Here is a 12,541-nt window from a genome sequence, read left to right on the forward strand (position 1 = left end):
GTGATGTCAGATGCCCGTGGTGTCGGATGAACGTACTGCTGGCCGTATGAACGCGATCGTACGGAAGGCGTCTTCGGCCGGGAGCGCCCTGTGGACAACTCCCCGTCTGTGGACAACTTCCGCCGCAACCATGCCGCCCAGCCGCGCCGCAACCATGCCGCCGAGCCGCGCCGCAACCGTGCCGTACGCCCCGCCGAACCCCCCTCACCCCACTCGGTTCTCCGCCCTCGCCCGCCCGTGCACCACGACGTCCCCGCCGTAGAACAGGCCGGTGAAGACCGGGCTGTACGTCATCTGGACCTCGACCTCCACCTGTTGGGCGTCGGCGCTCACGCAGTGCGTGGCCGCCACGTCCGCGCCGCGCAGGCCCATCTCCCGGGCGAACTTCCGTACGCGGGCGCCGCAGTTCTCGTAGCGGATGGGCGCCTCCTCGCCCGCGTACAGGCCCTCCCGGTCGATGTCCTGGGCCGCGTAGCGCGCCGCCTGCTCCGCGATGTCCGCGGCGCGTTCGCGCTTCGAGATGGACAGGCCGCCGTCGATCACGAACGCGGCCAGGGTCAAGAAGACGAGCGCGAAGACGATGACCGCGCCCGCGCCCGAGCCCCGGTCGTCCAGGCGGGCGCGGCGGGCATCGAGCCAGGGCCGGGCCCGTGCCGCGTACGCGCGGCGCGCTCGCGTGCTCATGTCCCGGCCCTCCGCAGCGGATCGAGCGGCGAGCTGAACGTGGACTTCAGCGTGGTCGGCACGTCGAGGCCGAGCATTCCCAGGCCCCGTACCCGACAGCTCACTTCGACCGTGAAGAGGGAGTCGGGCCGGAATCCTGCGCTCTTCCGCACGACGTGCACGGGGCCGGAGCAGACGTCCTCCAGGTTCGCCGCCGCGGCCCTGCGCGCCTCGGTCATCGCCGTGCCCAGGTCCTTCTGGATGGAGCCCGCGCGGGCCGCGTCCCGCGCCGCCCCGTCGAGGGCGCCGCGCCCGTCCACGAGCTGCCCGAAGGCCACCAGGACGAGGATGAAAAGGATCATCACGGGCGCGAGGATGACGACTTCGACCGTGGAGAGGCCGCTGTCGCCCACCTGGGGCCGTGCCGGACCCGTGAGGCGCCGACGGCCTGGTTCGGGCCGTGTCATCCGCCCTCCTCCACGAACCGCTCCACCGGGCCCGCGGAGCGCGCGTGCACGGTCAGGTCGAGGCCCGGGAACACCGACGGCACGTTGGCGGTGATCTCCACGCCGACGGTGTTCTGTTCGGGCTGGATCGTCTTGACGTCGGGGCCGAGCACCAGCTCGGGCCCCAGTTGGCTGATGTAGTCCTCGACGACGTCGTTCGCCTCGCCGCGCCAGCCGCCCGGGTTCTCGTCGGCCGTGGCGCGGGCCTTGCGCGCGCCCGCCTGGGCCGCGGCCTGGGCGACGTGGTCCGCGAAGAAGTACAGCGCGAACTGCACCGTCGCGAAGATCATGAAGAACAGCACCGGGGTGAGCAGCACGAACTCGACCGCGGTCATGCCGGACTCGCCGCGGGCGGAGGCGGCCTCCACTCGACGGCGTACGCATCCGGGCATCCGGTCGCGGTGCGGCGCGGCTGCGCCCCGGCCCCCGTGGCCCCACATGGTCGTAGGTGACCCGTCGCTCAGCAGGTCTTGCCCGCGTCGGCGCCCTCAATGCAGTCGCCGACCTTGTCGGCACCGCCCTTCAGGGCGTTGTTGATGATCGCGGCGACCACGCCGACGATCGCCACGACGACCGCCGAGATGATCACCCACTCGACCGCCGACGCGCCCCGGTCCAGCTCGCCGGAGCGCACGCGGCGCACCCGGGCCCGCAGGAAGGTCACGAGGAAGTCGACCGCCGGGATGCCGGTGCTGACGTTCCGTCCGTTCATGGTGTGTTGTCCTCTCGGGAAGCAGGATGGTGGTGGGGCTCGGAGGGCCCGCCCGCGGGGTGGGGGTTCAGACCTGGAACACGCGCATCGCCGCCGGGAAGATGAGGAAGACCAGGAACCCCGCGCACAGCAGCAGCTGGGCCACCAGCATCGACTGGGACTTCTCGCCCGCGCTGCCCTCGATCTCGGCGAGTTCGCGGTGTCGCATCGTCTCGGCGCGGGAGGCGAGCGACTCGCGCACCTTCGCGCCGTCGTCGGCCACCAGCGCCAGGGACGCGGAGAGGTCCTTGAGCTCCTCGACGCCCAGTTCCTCGCCGAGCGAACCGAGCGCCTGCCACTGGCTGACGCCGGTGATGCGGGCGTCAGCCAGGGCGTTCCTGATGCGTTGGGTGGCCCAGCCGTCGGAGACCTCGGCGGCGGCCATGAGCGCCTCGGGCAGGCCGCGGCCGCCCGCCAGGCTCATGGACACCAGGTCCAGATAGGCGCCGATCACGCGGCGCAGGTCGCGCCGCTTCTCCTGCGCGTCCCGGCGCACCTCCAGGTCCGGCAGGAAGAAGAAGAGCACCCCGAACATCAGGGCCAGCCAGACCGGGATGATCGGGCCGCGGCCGAAGCCGAGCGTCCAGACGACGGCGAAGAGGAAGGGGCCGAAGAACACGCCCGCCACCGCGAGCAGCACCTTCGTCGCGAGGAACTTCTCCCAGCCGCGGTCGAGCACCGCGAGGTCGGCCCGCAGGGACCGCAGTTCCCAGCCCTGCTGGACGTAGAACGCGGCGACCCGGGCGCCCACCCGCGCGCGCAGCGCGGCGAAGCGCCCGGTGGCGTCCGCGTCCGCCGTGCGGTGCGAGGATTCGTACGCGGCGCCGCGCGCCCGCATCGCGTCGATCCGGGCGACCGTGGCGACGGCGCTGCGCCTGCTCGGCAGCAGCGCCCGGACCAGGGCGAAGACGCCGAGGCCGAGGGTGGCGCCGATGAGGATCGGCCACGTCAGGCTCATCGGCGTACCCCCTCGGTGGGCGGGTGCGGCGGCAGCGTCTGGGCCTGGCCCGGGGTGCCCTCGCCGCCCGCCGTCCGGGGGCGCACGAACCGCACGCCCGGCTCGTCGCGGACGAGGAACCGGTCCGGCGTCTCGACCGTCGACAGCTTGCGCAGCCACCAGAAGCCGAGCGCGAACAGGCCGCACACACAGGCGAGGACGAGCTGCCCGACGGCCGTGCCGTACGGCGAGACGAACGCGCGGTTGAAGATCGAAAGGCCCAGGACGAAGACGACCGAGACGGCGACGACGATCTGTACGGAGCGGCGCGTGGACGCGCGCTGCGCCATCACGCGCTGGCGCATGTCGACCTCCTCGCGCGCCGACTTGGCGAGCGCGCCGAGGACCTGGCGCAGACCGGGGCCGCGCAGGCGGGCGTTGAGGATCAGCGCGGCGACGATGATGTCGGCGGAGGCGTCGTCGATCTCGTCGGCCAGCACCTGGAGCGCGTCCGGCAGCGGCGTCCGCGCGCGCAACCGGTCCACCAGCGCGTCCAGATGCGGCCTGAGCACCGGGGCAGCGGCCCGCGCGGAGGCCGGAATGGCCTGCTCCAGGCCGACCGCGCCCGCGATGGTGTCGCGCAGCGACTCCGTCCAGGCAGCCAGCGCCTCGACCCGCTTCATCTGCGCCCGCTCCTCGGCGGCCCCGCCGAACAGCTTGTCCCAGAAGAAGACGAGGACGCCGGAGGCGATGCCCGCGACCGCCCACCGGGTGAGCAGCAGCACGACGAGGCCGACGCCGACCGCGAGCGAGCCGCGCCGCCCCGCGAACCGGACGAGTTCGCTCATCCGCTCGCTGGCCTGCCGCTTCTCGTGCTCCGGCTTGGCGGGCAGCCCGCGCAGCGCGACGGCCAGCAGGGCGAGCCCGCCGCCGACGGCGACGCCGCACGCGAGGCCGTAGAGCACGGTCAGCGAGAACAGGCCCCCCGTGGATCCCAGCGCGTTCATGTGCTCACCCCCATTGGCCCGCGGGCCGGTAGCCGTACGCGACGAGGTCGTCCAGGCACGCGATCGGGGCGTGGGCGACGACGCGCCCGTCCGGGGCCTGTGCGAACACCTCGCTGGACAGGACCCGGCCGTCGACGCCGTTGACCTCGCGGACGGAGGTCACGACGCGCTGGAGCTTGCCGCCGGTCTGGTAGGCGTTGCGGCGCTGGATGAAGACGACGAAGTTCACCGCGCCCGCGACGAGCATCTGGCTGGCCTCGATCGGCAGCCGCTCGGCGGCCTGGAGCGCGTACGTGGAGATCCTGTTGAAGACCTCGCTGGAGCTGTTGGCGTGGATCGTGGACAGCGAGCCGTCGTTGCCCTGCGACATGGCGTTGAGCATGGTGACGATCTCGTCGCCGAGGACCTCGCCGACGATGACGCGCGAGGGGTTCATGCGCAGCGAGCGCCGCACGAGCTCGGCCATGCCGATGGCGCCCTGGCCCTCGGAGTTGGGCAGGCGCTCCTCGAACGCCACGACGTTCGGGTGCAGATCGGTGAAGGTGTCGAGGCCGAGCTCCAGGGCGCGCTCGACGGTGATGAGGCGCTCGTGCGGCGGGATCTCGTTGGCGAGGGCGCGCAGGAGCGTGGTCTTCCCGGCGTTGGTGGCGCCCGCGATCATGATGTTCTTGCGCGCCCGCACGGCACAGGCCAGGAAGTGCGCGACGTCGGGCGTGAGCGTGCCGTTGCCGACGAGGTCGGACAGGAACACCTTGCCCATGCGGGCGCGGCGGATGGACAGGGCGGGCCGCCGGGCCACGTCCATGACGGCCGAGAGCCGGGACCCGTCGGGAAGGCGCAGGTCGAGCTGGGGATTGGCCGAGTCGAAGGGGCGCGAGGAGAGACCGGAGTAGGCGCCGAGTACCTGGATGAGCTCGATCAGCTCCTCGTCGGTCTCGGCGACCGGCTCCCCGGTGACCTCGCGGCCGTCGGCGTATCCGACGAAGACCTGGTCACAGCCGTTGATGTCGATGTTCTCGACCTCGGGGTCGTCGAGCAGCGGCTGGAGTCGGCCGACGCCGAAGAGCGCGGCGTGCACGGCGGCCGCGTACTGCTCCTCGGTCTCCGCGTCCAGGGGGGTGCGCCCGGCGTTGATCTCCGTACGGGCGTACTCCTCCAGGATCTGCGCGATGACGGCGCGGGCGTACTGCCGCTCGTCCTCCTGGGACATCGGAGTGACGCCGGAGACCTGGTCGAGGCGGCGCTGCTCGGCGATGCGGTCGCCCGCGTCCTGCCGGAACCGCTTGACCAGCTGGTGGTCGACCGCGCTCACCGCCCGGCCCCCGCTCCGGCGGCGGGGCCCGACCAGGCGGCGCCGTAGCTCTGGTAGAGGTCGGCGGTCACCTTGCGCGCGGAGCGGATGAGCATCGACTTGTCGAGCCGCCCGCGGCGGCGTCCGGCCAGTTGGGCGGCGCCCGTGGGGTCGTCGGCGAGCGTGCCGACGACGCGGGCGCCGGTCTGCGCCGCGACCAGCATGTCGTTGACCTGGTGGACGAGCTTGGCGGAGTGCGCGGGGTCGGCGACGAGGACGACGCCGATGAGCGGCGTCGCGAGCGAGGCGGCCCCGCGCGGCCCGCCGTGCAGCTTGGCGGCCAGGGCGGCGGCGCGGTCCCGCACGCGGGCGAGGGACTCCGGTTCCGCGCGGGCCACCAGGAGCACGAGCGCGGCCTGCGGGAACATCTCGACCACCGGGCTGTCGCCGCTGATCCGGCCGCAGTCGGCGATGACGTCGGCGGGCGCGTGCGGCGAGTCGGCGAGCTGGGCGAAGGCCCGGCCGAGCGTCGGCCAGATCCCGGCGAGTCCGGCGGCCTGCTCGGAGACGCCGAGGCCCACGAGGACGTCGAGGCCGCCGGAGAGCGGCTGGGTGTGGTCCCACAGCTGGTCGGGGACGAGGCCGCGGCGCGCGGTCGCGGCGATCGACAGCATGCCGGTGTTCGGGTTGAGGGGCCCGCCGTGCGCGGCGGCGCTGCGGTAGACCAGGTCGCCGCCCGCGGGGTCGGTCTCCGCGAGGAGCACGCGCCGCGGCCAGACGGCGGCGAGGGCGACGGACGCGGTGGTGACGCCGGGCGAGCCCTTGTCGGCGGCGAGGGCGATGAGAGCCATGGGTGGTCCGCTCGCCCTTCTAGTCGCCGGAGGCGCCGGAGCGGCCGGGCACGACGACCAGGGAGACCTCGCCCGCGGACGCGGCGGCAGTGAGGGACGCGGCGTCGTCGGCGTCCACGAGGAGGGTGATGCTGAGGTTGCCCGTGCTGATCGTCGAGTCGTTCTTGCTGGCGACGGTGTTCACGCGCGCGTCGGCGACGATCGGCGTGCTACCGCCCGCGCCGCCGCGCTCCGTGCCCTTGCCGCTGGAGCCGCCCGCGGCCACGCGGTACGCGGCCACGGTGTCGCCCTGCTTCAGGGTCGAGGGGTACTGCCCCTCCTTGAGCGAGAGGCCGACCGTGGACTTGCCCGTCGGCACGCCGCCGTCCACGGCGAACATCTGGCCCACGGCGACGGAGCCCGCCGGGATGGTGCTCTTGGCCTTGTAGTCCTCGAGCGTCTTGCGCTGGGACCACTTCACGTACTTGATGCCGGTGTCCTCGGCGACCAGGACGGGCGAGATGTTCACGCCCTCCTTCGGGGACTCTCCCGCGGGGATCTCCTTGGTGACCTTCACGACCTCGATCCGGTCACCGGCGCGCAGCACGAGCACGGTGGCGCCGAGCGCGCCCACGAGGATCAGCAGGACCGCCAGCGCGGCAAGGGCTGGTTTGCGCTCGCGAGGTGCTGTGGGAAGTCGCTCGCCGACCCCGGCCTGAGCCGATACGCCGGTACGGTTTCCGCCCGCCCCCGTACGCTCTTGGATCTTCACGCAACCGCTCCCCGTACACCCAAGAAAAAACCGTCATTTGGACACCATCGAGGCACTTCGGCCCCACCTCGGCCGGGGTTTACTTGGCCCGTCAGCCACAGGTGCCGCGTCAAGCCACCGCACCGTATCAGCAGCACATAAGCCCCTCAAGGCGCGTTTTGAATCGCGAAGCTCACATAATTCATGGCCTTTCACGTGCCCCGTGAGGCGGGCGGTTCCTCTTTTGGGGCAACGTTTTTCCATATCCCTCAAATGTGCACATGCGAACCAAACATGGCCACGGGAGCAGGAGTTCACATCGGCACGACGGGCCCCCCACGAACCGTCAGCCACACAGGGGACGCGGGCGACAGGGACAGCGGTTCCCGCACCACGCGCCTCGCCCGCTCCGGCCGGGGATGCGTGAAGTGTCCGTATTGGGGCCCCTGTTGAATGAACCAGTGCTGGTCAGCGGATGAACCACGGACCCTCGTACGTCATCTGACAGACCGGCACGGGGAGTGCCCGCGCCACAGTTCGACGAAAGAGAAGTTCGACCCCCATGAGACTTTCCTTTCCCTCCCGCGCCGCCCGGATCTCCCGCCCGCGGCGCGCCGCGGCCGCCGGTCTCGCCGGTGCCGCGGCCCTCGCGATGGTCGCCACCGGCGCCCCCGCCGCCCACGCCATCGTCGGCGGCACCGAGGTCTCCAACGACGCGTACCCGTTCATGGTCGCCGTCCTCGACAAGGGCCCCGGCCCCGTCAAGGACCGCCAGTTCTGCGGCGGCAGCCTGGTCGCGCCGGACACCGTGATGACGGCCGCGCACTGCCTGGTCGACGACTCCCGCAAGCCGGTCAAGCCCAAGAGCATCCAGACGGCCATCGGCCGCACGGTCCTCTCCAACTCCCGGCAGGGCCAGATACGCAACGTGGCCAAGGGCGGCATCCTCGTCCACCCCCGCTACCTCCAGGGCAAGGACGCCTACGACGTGGCGTTCATCCAGCTCAGCAAGCCCGTGCGCGGCATCAGCGCCGTCAAGCTCCCCACCCAGGGCACCGACTCCCTGCTGCGCCCCGGCCAGAAGGCCACCGTCGCGGGCTGGGGCAACACGGACACCGAGCTGACGCACCAGCCGGACCGGCTGCGCCAGGTCCGCGTGCCGATCCTGTCGCACGCCGAGTGCAAGACGAGCTACGGCGAGTACGACACCAAGCTCAACTTCTGCGCCGGGGTCGAGGGCAAGGACTCCTGCCAGGGCGACAGCGGCGGCCCCATCTTCCGCAAGGTCCCCGGCCGCGAGGCGCCGATCCTGATCGGCGTGGTCTCGTACGGCGAGGGCTGCGGCGACCAGGGCGCCCCGGGCGTCTACACGTCGACGAGCTCGGCGAAGCTGTGGAAGACGCTGGGCGACACGGCCGAGGCCAAGCGCGTCAAGCGCAGCCTGCGCCGCGGCTGATCCGGCGGGGCCCGCTGACACGGCCCCGCTGACACAGCCCCGCTGACGCGGCGTGCCGGTGCCCTTGCGGCAGGGGGCACCGGCGCGCCGTATCGTTTCCGCCCGCTTCGGGGCCTCGGGGCTTCGGGGCTTCGGGGCGGGCCAGGGCGGCCGGGGCGGGCCAGGGCGGCCGGGGCCTGGGGCTACTCCCCCGTGACCCCGTCGATCCGCTCCCGCAGCAGATCGGCCTGGCCGTTGTGCCGGGCGTACTCCTCGATCATGTGGATCAGGATGTGCCGCAGCGAGTACGCCGTGCCCTCGTGCTCGCCGGTGACCTCCAGGGAGCTCGCGGCCGCCACCGTCGCCCGGGAGCGGTCGCACTCCGCGCGCCAGACGCGGAACGCCTCGTCGGGGTCGGCGAGGTCGACGTCCCACGCCGCGGAGCCGTCGTCCACGGGCCCCGCCCAGTGCGGCTTGTCCGGCTCCCCCAGGAACACGCACCGGAACCAGCCGCGCTCGACCTCGGCGAGGTGCCGCACCAGGCCGAGCAGACTGAGCGAAGAGGGGGGAACGGCCCACCGCCGGAGCCGGTCCGGGGTCAGGCCCGCGCACTTGAGGGCGAGGGTCGCGCGCTGGTAGTCGAGGAAGGCACTGAGCATCGCGCGTTCGTCGGCGACACCGGGCGGCTCAGTCCGGGCATCTGTGTGACCGTCATCACTGGGCATCGCCCCATCATGCCGAGTCCGCACCTCCCCCACCAGAGCCCGCGCACGCCCCCCGTGCCCGCGGGCCCCGCCCGGTCGAATCGCCTGCGCGCGGGCCTTGTCAGGGCCGGATCGAGCATCCCGTACGCGGCCTGCGCGCGGCCGCCGGAGAAGGGGCCGTCGAGCCACAGGAGCACGGGGCGGCTCGCCGAACTCGCCTACCACCGGCTGCGCCTCACCTATCTGCGCTCGTCCGGCGAGGGCGCCTTCAAGCTCCAGGCCGCGATCACCTGGAAGGTCAGCTGGACGGGCACGGGCAACGCGGGGCCCAGCGGACTTGACGTACTGGACCTCCAACTGCCGGAGCACGTACCGATGTTCACACCAGCGAATCCGCTGGTAACGTCGGATGTTCCACGACGGATGAAGGGGCCTGTACCGACGCATGAGCGACTTACGCCTGGACGGCACGGTCTTCGAGGACCTGAGGAAGACCTTCACCACGATCAGCGACCGGATGGACGCGGCCCGCCGCGTGCTCCACGGCACCGACGCGACGGCCGTCGGCGCGGGGCGGCTCGTCGAGGAGGTCCGCGACTTCGCCGACGAGTGGGGCTACGGCATCAAGCAGCTCCGCAAGCACACCGGCGGCGCGGTCAGGATGATCGACAAGATCGACGAGGAGTTCGGCAAGCTGGACCTGGCGCTCGCCGCGTCCCTGAAGTCCGCCCGGGCGCCGCGGCGGGGCCGCTGACGTGTCCGGCGGACGGCCCGCCTTCCCGCACATCGGCTGGGACCCGACGCCCGGCGACGTCCAGGACACCCGGGACCTCGCCCGGAAGCTGGGCGGCCTCGCCCGTGAACTCGGCACGTCCGGCTGCGCTTCACCGACGAGTCCTGGACCCGCTGGCGCGTCCGTGACGCGGCCCGGCTCGTGAGTCATGTCCGTGGAGAGAGAAGACCTGTCACACACGACGACCTCACTCCTCAACAGCGCTCGCGAGTCAGCGAGTTGATGGCGAATCCGCCCCTTGAAGCGGGACGGTCACTCGGCAAGGTGCACCCCGTCGAGGAGGAACCACAACTGGAACTCCTTTCCGGCGGGGTCGTCGCCGTCCACCTCCAGGTTCCGCTCTCGAACGGCAGCCGCATTCCGCTGACCGAACACCTGGACCCGTCCGGTGCCGATGCAACTCGGGAGGGAGAGAGCCCATGACCTCGGCCCCGCATCCGACGGGCGAGGAACACGCCCCGCTCCTTCTTCCTCCGCTGACGTTCGTCGTGCCGGACGGATTCCACCATGTTCCCGTCGACGCCTCGGCCGACGAACGCCCCACGTCCACCGCGGCATTCGTGCGCGACCTCTACCCGACCGGAGACACCGAACTCTGGCGGTCGGCCGCCCCGTACTACGAACAGGTCGCCACGCTGCTGTCGGCCGCCGGGCTGCTCTACTCCGGTCTGGGAATCTTCGGTCTGGGCGAGGAGGGCGTTGCCCATTGCTCCTTGTCGGTGGCCGTCTGCGCATCGGGGCACGCCGATACGGAGTCAGCCGCTCAAGGAACCCTGGCCGTGCTCTCCGGCGACCCTCTGAATGACGCGCGCTGGCTCGATCTGCCCTGCGGACCGGCCATTTCGTGCGTATCGATGCGCGAACTCTCCCTGGACGCCGAGCAGACGACAGCATCCGAGGAACAGCCGAAGATCATAACTGGGCAGATCCAGGTATACCTGCCCTTCCCCACCGGTCCCTACATGGCGGTCTTCACCCTCAGCACCGCGTCCATGCGGTGCTGGGGAGAGTTCTGCGACATGCTCACCGCAATCCTCCAGACGGTCTCGTTCGCCGATCCCGACGCCCCCGACCACGCCTGAGCGATGCGGTAGCAGCTCCCTCCGGACGACGGCGGAATTGTCCGTACCTCTCCCCCACAACGAAACAAATCAGCGACAGCCCTGTCCACTTCAGGCCGCTAAGTCAGGGCATATCGCGCCCTGTTGCAGGCGACGTGTCTGGCGAGATCTCGATGGTCGTGGATACCTTATTTCCTCTTGTCCGGGGCCTCGTGGCACCGCTCGGTCCGGGGTCCGGCAGGCGTACGGGGCGAGCAGGCGCGGGGGAGCCGATGAGTGACAGGACGAGGGCGGATCTCGGGATGATCCGGGACTGCTCGGACGCGTTGTTCCGGATTCACCGGGAGTTCAAGGAGAACAGCAACCCGGCCGACGAGTACGGCGACGCGCTCGGCAGCGAGAAGCTCCGGGACGTCTTCGACGACTTCTCCGGCACGTGGAAGAAGACGCGGAAGAAACTGATGGCGGACATCGAGAAGCTCGCCAAGTTCACCGACTCCGCGGCCGACACGTACGACAAGGTCGACCACGAGCTGGCCGAGGCCCTCCGCAACGCCCGCAAGGAAGCCAAGGAAGCCAAGGAAGCCAAGGGGAAGAAGTGACGCGCCCGACCGACTGGGAGCCGCTGCACGACGGCGACCCCGTTCCCGGTGATCCGTACGAGGTCGCGCGGCTCGGCAAGGAGCTGCGCACCATGGCCGACGAGATAGACAAGCAGGCCCGCAACATCAAGGCCCTCTCGTCGGTGGAGAGCTGGGACAGCGACGCCGGGCGCGCCTTCCACGAGATCGCGGACGGCACGTCGGGCCGGTTGAAGCGCTCCTTCGAACGGTACGACGAGGCCGCCAAGGCCCTGGGCACGAAGGTCGTCGAGGGCGACACCGAGTCCAAGGAGTACGCCAGCGAGCTGTACCGCGCGCAGAAGGTGGCCGACAAGGCCCTGGAGAAGTACCGCGCGGCGCGGTCCGACCAGCAGACCGCGGTCGGCGACCTGGACAAGTACAAGGGCACCGTGCCGAGCAAGGACGACATCGCGGACCGCACGCGCCTGGAGAAGCGGCGCGACGAGGCGATGAACGTCATCCGCGACTGCCACGGCGAGATCGCGCGCGCGAAGGGCATCCGCGACGACGCCGCGAGCGCGGCGGCCAAGCACATCAAGAACATCATCCACCACGACGGCGTCCGCGACCCGGGCGGCTTCATGAACTGGCTGGCCGACTGGGCCGACCGGTTCTCGAACCTGTCGGCGGTCTTCGCGATCCTGGCGGTGGTCTGTACGTTCGTGCCACCGCTGCAAGTGCTCGCCCCGGTCTTCGCCGCCCTGTCCGTGGTGTGCAGCGCGGCGGCGCTCGCGGGGCACGCGTACGACATGTTCAAGCGGGGCGGGAAGCTCAACCTCCTGAAGCTGGGCCTGGACGTGCTCGGCGTCATGCCGGGCCTCGGCGCCCTGAAGGGGTTCAGCGCGCTCAAGGGCCTCAAGGGCCTGGCGAAGCTGCGCGGCGTGCGGTTCAGCGGCCTGGGCGCGCTCAAGGGCGTGGGGTTCAAGTTCAACAACGGCATCGCCGTGAACCTCACCAACAAGATCCTCACCAAGGCCAAGCGGATGCCCATCGCGGGCGAGAAGATCACCGCGGGCATCAAGACGGCCGGGTTCGGCAGCGCCCTGTACAAGATCTTCACGGGCAAGGACGGCGCCCGCACCGGCGACCCGGGCGACCCGGTGAAGCCGACGAACCTGCCGCGGCCCTCGCCGCGCCCCGCGCCCACGCCGTCGCCGACGCCGTTCCGCACCGCGCTGGCGGGGTAGCC

16 protein-coding genes are annotated in these 12,541 nt (G+C 71.3%); 6 read left to right on the top strand and 10 right to left on the bottom strand.

Annotation, left to right across the window (positions count from 1 at the left end; translation table 11 throughout):
• Window positions 1-204 precede the first annotated feature (204 nt).
• From ACIG3E_RS03085 to ACIG3E_RS03125, 9 genes are all read right to left on the bottom strand, one after another.
• The gene (locus tag ACIG3E_RS03085) at window positions 205-684 is read right to left on the bottom strand and encodes a TadE/TadG family type IV pilus assembly protein (protein WP_399610488.1); all 480 of its coding nucleotides are present in this window, start codon (window positions 682-684) and stop codon (window positions 205-207) included.
• Window positions 681-1,130: a TadE/TadG family type IV pilus assembly protein gene (locus tag ACIG3E_RS03090; RefSeq protein WP_399610491.1), complete on the bottom strand. Its 450-nt coding sequence runs from the start codon at window positions 1,128-1,130 to the stop codon at window positions 681-683. Before ACIG3E_RS03090 ends, ACIG3E_RS03085 begins: the two co-directional genes overlap by 4 nt.
• The gene (locus ACIG3E_RS03095) at window positions 1,127-1,609 is read right to left on the bottom strand and encodes a TadE/TadG family type IV pilus assembly protein (protein WP_399610494.1); all 483 of its coding nucleotides are present in this window, start codon (window positions 1,607-1,609) and stop codon (window positions 1,127-1,129) included. The genes ACIG3E_RS03090 and ACIG3E_RS03095 overlap by 4 nt, the downstream gene beginning before the upstream one ends.
• 20 nt (window positions 1,610-1,629) lie before the next feature.
• Entirely contained in the window at window positions 1,630-1,881 is a 252-nt protein-coding gene (locus tag ACIG3E_RS03100; protein WP_399610496.1) for a hypothetical protein, read from the bottom strand.
• Window positions 1,882-1,948: 67 nt separating this feature from the next.
• Window positions 1,949-2,878 carry a type II secretion system F family protein gene (locus tag ACIG3E_RS03105; RefSeq protein WP_399610499.1) on the bottom strand — a complete coding sequence of 310 codons (930 nt, stop codon included), beginning with the start codon at window positions 2,876-2,878 and terminating at the stop codon, window positions 1,949-1,951.
• The gene (locus tag ACIG3E_RS03110; RefSeq protein WP_399610502.1) at window positions 2,875-3,864 is read right to left on the bottom strand and encodes a type II secretion system F family protein; all 990 of its coding nucleotides are present in this window, start codon (window positions 3,862-3,864) and stop codon (window positions 2,875-2,877) included. Before ACIG3E_RS03110 ends, ACIG3E_RS03105 begins: the two co-directional genes overlap by 4 nt.
• 4 nt (window positions 3,865-3,868) lie before the next feature.
• Entirely contained in the window at window positions 3,869-5,176 is a 1,308-nt protein-coding gene (locus ACIG3E_RS03115; protein WP_399610505.1) for a CpaF family protein, read from the bottom strand.
• On the bottom strand, window positions 5,173-6,006 hold the full coding sequence (locus ACIG3E_RS03120; RefSeq protein WP_399610507.1) for a hypothetical protein: 834 nt from the start codon (window positions 6,004-6,006) through the stop codon (window positions 5,173-5,175). Before ACIG3E_RS03120 ends, ACIG3E_RS03115 begins: the two co-directional genes overlap by 4 nt.
• Window positions 6,007-6,025: 19 nt before the next feature.
• Window positions 6,026-6,757 (bottom strand): hypothetical protein, encoded by a 732-nt coding sequence (locus ACIG3E_RS03125; protein WP_399610509.1) that lies wholly within the window; start codon window positions 6,755-6,757, stop codon window positions 6,026-6,028.
• Window positions 6,758-7,298: 541 nt separating this feature from the next.
• Here ACIG3E_RS03125 and ACIG3E_RS03130 point away from each other — a divergent pair.
• Window positions 7,299-8,192 (top strand): S1 family peptidase, encoded by an 894-nt coding sequence (locus ACIG3E_RS03130; RefSeq protein WP_399610510.1) that lies wholly within the window; start codon window positions 7,299-7,301, stop codon window positions 8,190-8,192.
• 182 nt (window positions 8,193-8,374) lie between these two features.
• Here the strand turns inward: ACIG3E_RS03130 and ACIG3E_RS03135 are convergent, their stop codons facing one another.
• Window positions 8,375-8,896 carry a DinB family protein gene (locus ACIG3E_RS03135; RefSeq protein WP_399610512.1) on the bottom strand — a complete coding sequence of 174 codons (522 nt, stop codon included), beginning with the start codon at window positions 8,894-8,896 and terminating at the stop codon, window positions 8,375-8,377.
• A gap of 424 nt (window positions 8,897-9,320) precedes the next feature.
• On the opposite strand from ACIG3E_RS03135, the gene ACIG3E_RS03140 reads away from it, so the two are divergent.
• The 5 genes from ACIG3E_RS03140 to ACIG3E_RS03160 all read left to right on the top strand — a co-directional run bounded on the left by ACIG3E_RS03140 (window position 9,321) and on the right by ACIG3E_RS03160 (window position 12,539).
• The gene (locus ACIG3E_RS03140) at window positions 9,321-9,629 is read left to right on the top strand and encodes a hypothetical protein (RefSeq protein ID WP_399610515.1); all 309 of its coding nucleotides are present in this window, start codon (window positions 9,321-9,323) and stop codon (window positions 9,627-9,629) included.
• A gap of 1 nt (window position 9,630) precedes the next feature.
• Entirely contained in the window at window positions 9,631-9,813 is a 183-nt protein-coding gene (locus tag ACIG3E_RS03145) for a hypothetical protein (RefSeq protein WP_399610517.1), read from the top strand.
• A gap of 274 nt (window positions 9,814-10,087) precedes the next feature.
• Window positions 10,088-10,750: a hypothetical protein gene (locus ACIG3E_RS03150; protein ID WP_399610520.1), complete on the top strand. Its 663-nt coding sequence runs from the start codon at window positions 10,088-10,090 to the stop codon at window positions 10,748-10,750.
• Window positions 10,751-11,001: 251 nt separating this feature from the next.
• Window positions 11,002-11,331, top strand: a complete 330-nt coding sequence (locus ACIG3E_RS03155) for a hypothetical protein (protein ID WP_399610523.1) — start codon at window positions 11,002-11,004, stop codon at window positions 11,329-11,331.
• Complete coding sequence (locus tag ACIG3E_RS03160) at window positions 11,328-12,539, top strand: putative T7SS-secreted protein (RefSeq protein WP_399610526.1); 1,212 nt, start codon at window positions 11,328-11,330, stop codon at window positions 12,537-12,539. The genes ACIG3E_RS03155 and ACIG3E_RS03160 overlap by 4 nt, the downstream gene beginning before the upstream one ends.
• The last annotated feature ends 2 nt before the right edge of the window (window positions 12,540-12,541 follow it).

The organism is Streptomyces sp. NPDC053474 (assembly GCF_044544845.1).
In the GTDB taxonomy this organism is placed as follows: domain Bacteria; phylum Actinomycetota; class Actinomycetes; order Streptomycetales; family Streptomycetaceae; genus Streptomyces.

What these genes read in the sequence shown, in the direction of transcription:
- ACIG3E_RS03085 (WP_399610488.1), bottom strand. Translation starts at nt 684, where the DNA reads ATGAGCACGCGAGCGCGCCGCGCGTACGCGGCACGGGCCCGGCCCTGG.
- ACIG3E_RS03090 (WP_399610491.1), bottom strand. Translation starts at nt 1,130, where the DNA reads ATGACACGGCCCGAACCAGGCCGTCGGCGCCTCACGGGTCCGGCACGG.
- ACIG3E_RS03095 (WP_399610494.1), bottom strand. Translation starts at nt 1,609, where the DNA reads ATGTGGGGCCACGGGGGCCGGGGCGCAGCCGCGCCGCACCGCGACCGG.
- ACIG3E_RS03100 (WP_399610496.1), bottom strand. Translation starts at nt 1,881, where the DNA reads ATGAACGGACGGAACGTCAGCACCGGCATCCCGGCGGTCGACTTCCTC.
- ACIG3E_RS03105 (WP_399610499.1), bottom strand. Translation starts at nt 2,878, where the DNA reads ATGAGCCTGACGTGGCCGATCCTCATCGGCGCCACCCTCGGCCTCGGC.
- ACIG3E_RS03110 (WP_399610502.1), bottom strand. Translation starts at nt 3,864, where the DNA reads ATGAACGCGCTGGGATCCACGGGGGGCCTGTTCTCGCTGACCGTGCTC.
- ACIG3E_RS03120 (WP_399610507.1), bottom strand. Translation starts at nt 6,006, where the DNA reads ATGGCTCTCATCGCCCTCGCCGCCGACAAGGGCTCGCCCGGCGTCACC.
- ACIG3E_RS03130 (WP_399610510.1), top strand. Translation starts at nt 7,299, where the DNA reads ATGAGACTTTCCTTTCCCTCCCGCGCCGCCCGGATCTCCCGCCCGCGG.
- ACIG3E_RS03135 (WP_399610512.1), bottom strand. Translation starts at nt 8,896, where the DNA reads ATGCCCAGTGATGACGGTCACACAGATGCCCGGACTGAGCCGCCCGGT.
- ACIG3E_RS03140 (WP_399610515.1), top strand. Translation starts at nt 9,321, where the DNA reads ATGAGCGACTTACGCCTGGACGGCACGGTCTTCGAGGACCTGAGGAAG.
- ACIG3E_RS03150 (WP_399610520.1), top strand. Translation starts at nt 10,088, where the DNA reads ATGACCTCGGCCCCGCATCCGACGGGCGAGGAACACGCCCCGCTCCTT.
- ACIG3E_RS03155 (WP_399610523.1), top strand. Translation starts at nt 11,002, where the DNA reads ATGAGTGACAGGACGAGGGCGGATCTCGGGATGATCCGGGACTGCTCG.